The sequence below is a fragment of the Streptomyces sp. FH025 genome (assembly GCF_017427025.1).
In the GTDB taxonomy this organism is placed as follows: Bacteria; Actinomycetota; Actinomycetes; order Streptomycetales; family Streptomycetaceae; genus Kitasatospora.
In genome coordinates, this window is record NZ_JAFLNG010000311.1 from 1 (window position 1) to 8,778 (window position 8,778).

The window sequence follows — 8,778 nt, forward strand, 5'->3', positions numbered from 1 at the left end:
CGGGGCCGGCGCGCCGGTGACGGCCACCAGCACCGGGCCGAGGGCGCGCAGTGCGACCCCGCCGAGCGTGGTCTCCAGCCCGGCGGCGTCCGGTGCGTTGCCGACCAGCCGGTTCGCCGCCCGCAGCGCCGGCTGGTCCAGTGCCCCGGCCCTGGGCACCCCGAGGTGGGCGACGCCGCGCCGCCCGAGGTCCTGGACGGTGGTCAGCGGCCCGGGCCGTACCACCTGTAGTTCGCTCAACTTCCCGCCCCCAAACCGGATTTCCGCTGTCGCTATGCCCGTACCGCCGTGAACCGCACCCGCGCCCCCGGGGCCAGCAGCGCCGCCGGCTCCCGCGCCGGGTCCCAGAGCGTCAGTGCCGTCCGCCCGATCAGCTGCCAGCCGCCGGGGGAGGAGTTCGGGTAGGCGCCGGTGTACTCGCCGGCCAGGGCGACCGAGCCGGCCGGGACGGAGCTGCGCGGGGTGTCCAGGCGTGGGACGGCGTACCGCGCGGGCAGTCCGGTCAGATAGCCGAAGCCGGGTGCGAAGCCGCAGAAGGCGACGGCGTACTCGGGCTCGGTGTGGATCCGTACGGCCGCCTCCTCGGAGACCTCCCACAGCGCCGCGACCCGCGCGAGGTCGGCGCCGTCGTACACCGTCGGGACCTCCACCAGCCCCCCGCCCGCCGCCGCGGTCGGCTCCGGACGGGCGGTGCGCAGCAGCGCCGCCACCGCCTCGACGTCCGCGACGCCGTCCAGCAGCACCGTGCGGGCGGCGGGCACCAGTTCCTCGACCTCGCCGAGGAGGCCCGCCGCCTGCCGCTCGCGCAACCACCCGTACAGTGCGGCGACCTCCGCCGTCCCGGGGAGCTCGACCCGCAGCGCCCGCTCGCCGACCCGTCGTACCGACCCGGCCGTCAAGCGGGCCTCCGCCGGCATGCGAACACCCCCGCCGTCATGTGAACGCCTCCACCCGGACCCCGGCCGAGGCCAGGGCGCCGCGGATCCGCCAGGCCAGTTGGGCGGCGCCGGGCGTGTCGCCGTGGACGCACAGCGAGCGGGCCTCGACGTCGATCAGCTCGCCGCCGACGGCCTCGACCGTGCCGTCCCGGGCGATGCCGACCGCACGGGTGATCACCGACTCGGGGTCGTGCACCACCGCGTCCGGGTCGCGGCGCGGGACGAGGGTGCCGGCCCAGGTGTAGGCGCGGTCGGCGAAGGCCTCGGCGACCACCGGCAGCCCGACGCCCTCGGCGACCGCGAGCAGCCGGGAGCCGGGCAGGCCGAGGACGGGCAGTGGCCCGTCGCAGATCGCGCCCGCCCGCAGCACCCCGGCCACCACGGCCTCGGCCTGCTCGGCGTCGGCGACCACCCGGTTGTAGAGGGCGCCGTGCGGTTTGACGTAGGAGACCCGGGAGCCGGCCGCGCGGGCGAAGACCTGGAGGGCGCCGATCTGGTACGCGATCTCGTCGGCCAGCTCCTCCGGGGGGACGTCCATCGCGCGGCGGCCGAAGCCGGCCAGGTCGCGGTAGGAGACCTGGGCGCCGATCCGGACGCCGCGCTCGGCGGCCAGCGCGCAGACCCGGCGCATGGTCGGCGGGTCCCCGGCGTGGAAGCCGCAGGCGACGTTGGCACTGGTCACCACGGACAGCAGCGCCTCGTCGTCGGTCAGGCTCCAGCGCCCGAACCCCTCGCCGAGGTCAGCATTGAGATCGATCACCGCATCGGCCACGTCCGTCCGCCTCCCAGCAGCTGTTGAGCCAGATGGTAGGGCCTGTGGATGAAGGCCGTTGTCCGTGACCCGGGCCCCGGGAGGGCCCACCGGCGCGCTGCCGCGGCCCGGCGCCCCGGGGCGGCGCCGCCGGGCCGCCGACTCAGTTCACGGCCGGGCGCCCTTGGAGGGAACGTTCCAGCGGGCGCAGGGCCCGCAGCACGATCAGCAGGGGAATGACGCCGAAGACACCGAACGACATGTCGATAAATCGCCACACCAGTGGAATTCCCCGCAGTGGGCCGCAGATCAGCGCCAGCGGGATGACGGCGCCGCAGGCCAGCACCGCCCAGCGGATCACCCAGATGTTGCGGACCGGGTCCTTGAGCGGCCCCCAGAAGGCGGCGGCGATCACCAGGTGGGCGAAGGCCAGCCAGTCGGTGCCGTAGGCCAGGAAGGGGTAGTGCCGGTTGGTCTCGACGATGCCCGTGTGGACCCGGTCGAGCCAGGCCGCGGCGGCCGGGAAGTGGTCGGCCAGCGGGGCGGCCGGGCCGGAGGCGGGGTCGGCCAGCCAGCCGGTCTCGGTCTCCAGGGGGAAGGCGGTCAGCCCGCTCAGTACCAGGCAGACCAGGAAGAACCAGAGCCACCGCCGGACCTTGCGAAGGATGACCGCGGGGTCGCCGTCCATCTCGTCCACCTCCGAATCGCAGCGCGTCGTGCGCGCCGAGCATGCCGAACGGCAGGCCGGGCCTTGGCCTGCCTGCGCGGAACCGACTCTAGACCCAGGATTTGAACGTGTTCAACATGCCCCCTACGGACGGCGGACGGCGGACGGATAACAGATGACAGCTGACAGATTTCAAAATCTGTCAGCTGTCATCTGTTATCCGTCACCCCAGGCCCCAAGCCGCAGGTCGCGACACACCGATGCCCGGGCACCGCGCGGGCGCCCGGGCATCGTGGTCGTCGTCGCCGTGGCGGCTACGCTGTGTACGTGTACGTCACTGCGGCGCTGGTGCCGCCCGCCGTCGTCACCGTGACGTCCACCGGCCCGGGCGTGGCGGCCGCCGGAGCGGTGGCCGAGCAGAACGACGGCCCGCAGGACACGTGCGCGGCCGGCACCCCGCCGAACGTCACCGAGCCGTACGTGAGGTTGCTGCCCTGGAGGTACACCTGGGTACCACCGGCCACCGGTCCGCTGGTCGTGGTCAGGTTGCTGACCACCGGCGCGGGCGGCGCCGGCGGCGCGGCGCCGGTGTAGTCGAAGGCCGCCGGGGCCGTGGCGGTGCCGCCCGGAGTCACCACGCTGACCGGCGCGCTGCCCGAGCCGCCCGGCGTGGTCACCGTGCAGGCGGTGTCGGTGCAGGTGCCCGGCGCCGGCACGCCGCCGACCAGCACCATGCCGTTGGACAGGTTGCTGCCGCTGACGGTCACCGACGTGCCGCCCGCGCCCGGGCCGGTGGTGGTGTCGAGACCGGTGACGGCGGGAGCGGCCTGGACGGTCGCCGGCAGGTAGCTCTGGCTGCCGAGGTCGTAGCGGGAGACGTGCCCGGTCGGGTCGGTGTCGTTCGGGTTGGCGGCCGTCACCGTGATCACGCCGCCGATCGGCACTCCGGGCGTGGTGAACAGGTTGAGCTTGATGAACTCGCTCTTGCCGACCACCCGGGTGCCGGTGAGCACGGCCTCCAGGCGGCGGTGGTCGGCCGAGAGGGTCTCGGTGAAGGTGTAGTCGTACGGAGTGGAGTAGAACATGCCGCCGTCGGTGGTGACGCCGGGCGGCAGATCGACGGTGAAGTGCGTCGGGCCGGTCAGGTCCGAGGTGCCGGACGAGACCCAGTTCGCCGTCATGTTGCCGGACTTGAAGAAGCCACCGGGGTAGTTCCCGCCCTGTGACACGGTCACGTGCTGGGCGGAGGTCGACGGCACGTCGGCCGGCGCGGCCACGGCGGCACCGGTGCTGAGGGCGGTCACGGACAGGACGGCGAGGCCCGCTTTGGCCAGTCGGGTGGTCATGGGCCGATCATCACCGAACCGGAGCGAAGTCCTCACGGTTTTCTCGAATACCGGTTCGGGAATGGCGGAATCCCGTCGAAACCGCGTTCTGAATCCGGCCCGCACACCGCCGGTCACCTGCCGTCGGGCCCGCCCGCAAGGTCCGTTTCGGTCCATGTCGGTGCGAACCTCTAATCTTGTCCACCGTGACCGTCATCGCTGACCCGCCCACCGAGCCTGGCCTCCGGCCGACCGCCGGTGCCGCCGTGCCCTCCGCGCGGCCCGCGCCCGGCCCCGCCGCCGACGAAGGCCTGGCCCGCCGGCTCAAGGCGCTGGCCTGCACCGCCCCGCTGCACGACCTGGACAACCGCAAGGTCAACCTGGCCGGCGAGTACGGCGGCTACGCGATGGCCGAGGTCGGCCTCGCCGCGATCGACCTGGTCACCCTGCACATGGACTTCGACACCGGGGCCGACCGCGACATAGTGCTCGCCCGGCTGCTGCCCCGGGTCGCCGCCCAGGCCCCGAGCCGCCACAACGCCGAGCACGAGCGGGTCTCCCGCTGGGTGCTGGAGTCGCTGATCAACGTCGGCAGCGTGGACCGCGGCTTCCGCGCCGTCTACGGCACCTTCGGCGCGGACGGCGAGTACGTCCGCCGCGACTACGACTTCAAGCTGATCGAGGAGGTCCCCGGCCCCGACGGCGGCGTCTACCTGCGCACCACCGACGAAGCCGTCAACGTCCTGGTCGGCGCGCTCGACACCGACGTCACCTCGGCCCAGATCGCCGCCGAGGTCAAGCTGGAGGTGCTGATCCGCCGCGGCCGCCTGGCCGACGCGCAGCTCGCCGCCGAGCAGGCCCGCTACCGCACCGTCCAGTACGCCGAGACGCTGCGCCGCGCCCTCGACGCGACCCGCCGCAACGTCCGCGCGGTCGACTGGATGAAGGCCATCCCGGACCTCATCGACGAGGCACTGGACCACATCGCCGACCGCTACCGGCACGAGAACGCGATTCTCACCAACATCCGCAAGGCCCGCGACGAGGCCGAGGACCCGGAGCACAAGCGCCGCGCCGCCGAACTGGTCGACATCGTCAAGGACTGCATCCGCCGCCACACCCAGCTGCAGACCCGCCTGCTGGAGGCCGGCCCGCTGTTCCGCGCCGAACAGGACCGCCAGGCCTTCGCCACCCCCGGCCCCCGCAGCGGCATCGACCTGTACGGGCAGCTGCTCGCCCCCGTGCTGCGGCTGCCGATAGAGCAGGCCGTCCGCCCCACCGGCGCCTTCTTCGCCCGCGGCGCCGGCCTGCGCACCCCGGTCTCGGTCCGCGTCGCCGACCTGGTCGACCTGCTGCTCACCCCGCCGGTCGAGCGCGAGCACCTCGGCGCCGAACTGCCCGACCCGGACCTGGTCGCCACCCCGGACGACAGCCGCTTCTCCGACGAGCAGCTGGAGACGGCGCTGGAACTGCTCGACCTGCCCCCGGACGCCCCCCGCCGCCTATCAGGCCTACTGGAGGACGCCCGAAAGCAGGGCGGCACCGAACTGGCGTACCTGGTCGCCCTGCTCTCCGTGCACGCCGCCAGCCCGCCGGTCGGCACCGCCTACCGCCAGGGCGAGGAGCGGCTGCTGTTCGCCGTGGACGACGGCACCCCGCTGCACGACCCGGACTTCGGCGGCGCCGACCTGATCGTCGGCAGCGCCCTGCTCGACGCGGTCGGCATGGCCGCCGACCGCAAGGACGCGGGCTGACCCCCGGAACACCACCTTGACGAACCGCACCCACCGCGCCACCCCCGAGGAGCACCGCCCGTGACGACCCACCACGACACGTCCTGGGCGGCCGAGAGCGAACCCGCGGCCCCCGCGCCGATCACCCCGGCCGACGTCGCCGACGCCGCCCGGCTGGTCTCCTTCGGCCTCCAGGCCAAGCTGCTGCCCGCCCGCGACGCGGAGTACGCCGAACTCGTCCGCCGCCACCGCGAGGACCCCCCGTTCGCCCGCCTCGCCGACGCCATCGCCACCGGCATGGGCCTGGTCGTCCTGGAGGTCTCGCCGCGGGCCGGCATGGCCGTCGCCGCCGCCGAGGACTCGCTGTTCGCGGTCCGGATGGGCGACTACTCCCGCCGCGCCGCCTCCGAGACCACCGACCGCTTCCTGCACGGCCTGGCCCACCTCGCCGTCGCCGCGATGGCCTTCCCCCGCCCCGAGGACCTCGCCGACGACGGCTACCTCGGCCGGATCACCGTCAACGGCGTCGACTCCTTCGTCCGCCAGGCCTGCCGCCGGCTGGAGGAGCAGGCCGACACCGAGGGCGCCAACACCGACCCGGCCTCCGACGCCCCCGGCCTGGAGGCCGCCTGGCGGGTCTGGGCCCGGCGCACCGCCACCGGCGCCACCAAGGACGCCCGCCGGCTCTCCGGCTCCACCATCGGCATCGTCGCCAAGGCCGTCATGTTCCTGGTCGACTCCGGCTTCCTGCAGAAGGTCTCCGACGACTCCGGCGGCACCTACCGCACCACCGCCCGCTACCAGCTCCAGGTCCGCGACCTGGCCGGCAGCGCCGCGATGGCCGAACTGCTCGACCTCGGCATCGTCGCGGTCTCCGACGGCACCGCCAGCCTGCTGCCGCCGGACACCACCGACGAACTGGTCGCCGACGCCGGCCTGCCGTTCCACTCGCTCTGACCAACCCCCGTCACGGAAGCCACGGAGAACCGCCGCACATGTACGAGCTCAACCGGGTCCGCCTCTACTCGATCGGACCGGCCGGCGCCCGCTACGCCGACACGGTGCTCGACCTGCGCGGCGTCGGCGAGCCCGTCGCCGACCCGGCCCCGCAGCAGATCGGCCTGTTCGGCGAGGACGTCGACGGCCCGGTCCGCCGTCCCGCCCCGGCCGGCGTGCTCTTCCTGGAGAACGGCGGCGGCAAGTCCGTCCTGCTCAAGCTGATCTTCTCGGTGATGCTCCCCGGCCACCGCAACACCCTCGGCGGCGCCAGCTCCGGCGTGCTGCGCAAGTTCCTGCTCGCCGACGACTGCGGCCACGTCGCCCTGGAGTGGCAGCACACCGTCACCGGCGAGCTGATCGTGGTCGGCAAGGTCAGCGAGTGGCGCGGCCGCCAGGTCTCCTCCGACCCGCGCAAGTTCGCCGAGACCTGGTACTCCTTCCGCCCCGGCCCCGGCCTCACCCTCGACTCGCTGCCGGTCGCCGAACGGGTCAGCCTGGCGGGCGACCAGAAGGCCCGCGGCCGCCGCCGCACCATGAAGGGCTTCCGCGACGCCCTCACCGAGGCCGGCAAGGCCCAGCCCCACCTCGACCTGGTCTTCGAGGACGGCCACGACCGCTGGACCGAGCACCTCGGCGAACTCGGCCTCGACCCCGAACTCTTCCGCTACCAGCGCGAGATGAACGCCGACGAGGGCGAGGCGGCCGGCCTCTTCGCGGTCAAGCAGGACAAGGACTTCACCGACCTGCTGCTGCGCGCCGTCACCGACACCCGGGACACCGACGGCCTCGCCGACCTCGTGCACGGCTTCGCCGCCAAGCTCGGCCTGCGCGCCGAACTCACCGCCGAACGCGACTTCACCGCGGGCTCGCTGGACCTGCTGGAACGCATCGTCGACGCCACCACCGCCCGCGAGGGCGTCCGCGAGGCCCACCGCACCGCCGAGCGCCGCGCCCGCCGCCTCGCCCACGCCCTCACCTCCCGCGCCGCGGCCGAACGCGACCGCGCCCAGGACCTCGCCATCGAGGTCGCCGCCGCCGCGAGCGCCGTCACCGCCGCCGAGGCCGACCGCACCCGGCACAGCCTGATCGCCGACGAACTCACCCACCGGCACGCCACGTTGAGCCTCGCCGCGGCCACCGCCGAAGCAGCCGCGCTGCGCCGTGAGCTCACCGACGCCCGCACCCTGCACTCCGCCTGGCAGGCCGCCGAGGCCGTCCTGCGCCAGCGCGCCGCCGCCGACCGGGTCGCCCGGGTCGCCGCCGCGATCCGCGAGGCCGAACTGGACGCCGCCCCCGCGCTCGCCGCCCGCGCCCGCGCCGCCACCGCCCTGGCCCGCGCCCTGGAGGCCGCCGCCGCGGCCGCCGAGTCCCGCGCCGACACCGAGGAGGAGCGCGCGAGCGAGCTCCAGGAGGACGGCGCCAAGGCGCAGTCCGCCGCCACCGAGGCCGCCACCGCCGCCCAGAAGGCCCGCAGCGAGGCCGATCACCTGCGCCAGCGCCTCGCCGAGGTCGAGCAGGAGACCGCCGCCGCCGTCGACGCCGGCTTCATCGACGCCGACGGCGACGTGGACCCGGCCCGCGCCGCGCTGCACGCCGCCGACGTCGAGAAGGCCGCCGCCGCGGCCCTCGCCCAGGCCCGGACCACCGCCGAGGCCTCCGCCGCCCGGCTGCGCGAGGCCTCCGCCGCCACCTCCCGGGCCGAACTCGCCGCCGAGCGGGCCGGCGACGCCCGCAAGGCCGCCGCCGGGGCCCTGGCCGCCGAGCAGCGCACCGCCGCCCTGCTCGCCACCGAACAGCGCCTCGCCGACCTGCTCTCCCTCACCCCGTACCAAGAGGGCGCCGAGGAGGACGCCGGCTTCCTCACCCCCGCCGTGCTCGACCGCAACGCCGAGTACCTGCGCGAACTCCTCGACGAGGCCATCGCCACCGCCGAGCGCACCCTGTTCGACCTCCGTACGGCCGCCGCCGACGACTCGCGCATCCTCGCCGCACTCGGCGACGGCGGACTGCTGCCGCCCGGCCCGGACGTGCTGGCGACCGTCGAGTACCTCGCCGAGCACGGCATCCCGGCCCTGCCCGGCTGGCGCTACCTCGCCCAGTCCGTCGACCCGGCCGACCACGAGGCGATCCTCGCCGCCCGCCCCGAACTCGTCGACGGCGTGGTCGTCACCGACCCGTCCTCGCTGGAGCGCGCCCGCGAGGCCCTTCAGGCCGCCGCCCTGCTGCCGCGCTCCACCGTGGCCGTCGGCGCGGCCGCCTCGCTGATCGCCCCGATCACCGACGTGCCCGCCTTCTTCCTGGTGCCGCCGAACCCGGCCATGCACGACGAGTCCGCCGCCGACGGCGAGCGCCGCGAACTGCGCGC

Annotated in this window: 6 protein-coding genes and 2 pseudogenes; 3 read left to right on the forward strand and 5 right to left on the reverse strand. The window is 74.7% G+C overall.

The window, feature by feature from the left end; all coding sequences use genetic code 11:
* The 5 genes and pseudogenes from J0670_RS21620 to J0670_RS21640 all read right to left on the reverse strand — a co-directional run.
* Positions 1 to 240: pseudogene (locus J0670_RS21620) on the reverse strand (allophanate hydrolase subunit 2 family protein); the annotation flags it as partial.
* 32 nt (positions 241 to 272) lie between these two features.
* Positions 273 to 899: an allophanate hydrolase subunit 1 gene (locus J0670_RS21625; protein ID WP_243437332.1), complete on the reverse strand. Its 627-nt coding sequence runs from the start codon at positions 897 to 899 to the stop codon at positions 273 to 275.
* A gap of 34 nt (positions 900 to 933) precedes the next feature.
* On the reverse strand, positions 934 to 1,698 hold the full coding sequence (locus J0670_RS21630) for a LamB/YcsF family protein (RefSeq protein ID WP_207813296.1): 765 nt from the start codon (positions 1,696 to 1,698) through the stop codon (positions 934 to 936).
* 154 nt (positions 1,699 to 1,852) lie between these two features.
* Positions 1,853 to 2,377 carry a hypothetical protein gene (locus J0670_RS21635; protein WP_207813293.1) on the reverse strand — a complete coding sequence of 175 codons (525 nt, stop codon included), beginning with the start codon at positions 2,375 to 2,377 and terminating at the stop codon, positions 1,853 to 1,855.
* A 293-nt stretch (positions 2,378 to 2,670) separates the two neighbouring features.
* Positions 2,671 to 3,702: an IPT/TIG domain-containing protein gene (locus J0670_RS21640; protein ID WP_207813294.1), complete on the reverse strand. Its 1,032-nt coding sequence runs from the start codon at positions 3,700 to 3,702 to the stop codon at positions 2,671 to 2,673.
* A 245-nt stretch (positions 3,703 to 3,947) separates the two neighbouring features.
* Between J0670_RS21640 and J0670_RS21645 the strand changes: the two genes are divergently transcribed.
* The 3 genes and pseudogenes from J0670_RS21645 to J0670_RS21655 form a co-directional block, all read left to right on the forward strand.
* Entirely contained in the window at positions 3,948 to 5,435 is a 1,488-nt protein-coding gene (locus tag J0670_RS21645) for a hypothetical protein (protein WP_207813297.1), read from the forward strand.
* Positions 5,436 to 5,495: 60 nt separating this feature from the next.
* Positions 5,496 to 6,371: a hypothetical protein gene (locus J0670_RS21650; RefSeq protein ID WP_207813295.1), complete on the forward strand. Its 876-nt coding sequence runs from the start codon at positions 5,496 to 5,498 to the stop codon at positions 6,369 to 6,371.
* Between the two features lie 38 nt (positions 6,372 to 6,409).
* A pseudogene (locus J0670_RS21655) lies at positions 6,410 to 8,778 on the forward strand (hypothetical protein); the annotation flags it as partial.

What these genes read in the sequence shown, in the direction of transcription:
- J0670_RS21635 (WP_207813293.1), bottom strand. Translation starts at nt 2,377, where the DNA reads ATGGACGGCGACCCCGCGGTCATCCTTCGCAAGGTCCGGCGGTGGCTC.
- J0670_RS21640 (WP_207813294.1), bottom strand. Translation starts at nt 3,702, where the DNA reads ATGACCACCCGACTGGCCAAAGCGGGCCTCGCCGTCCTGTCCGTGACC.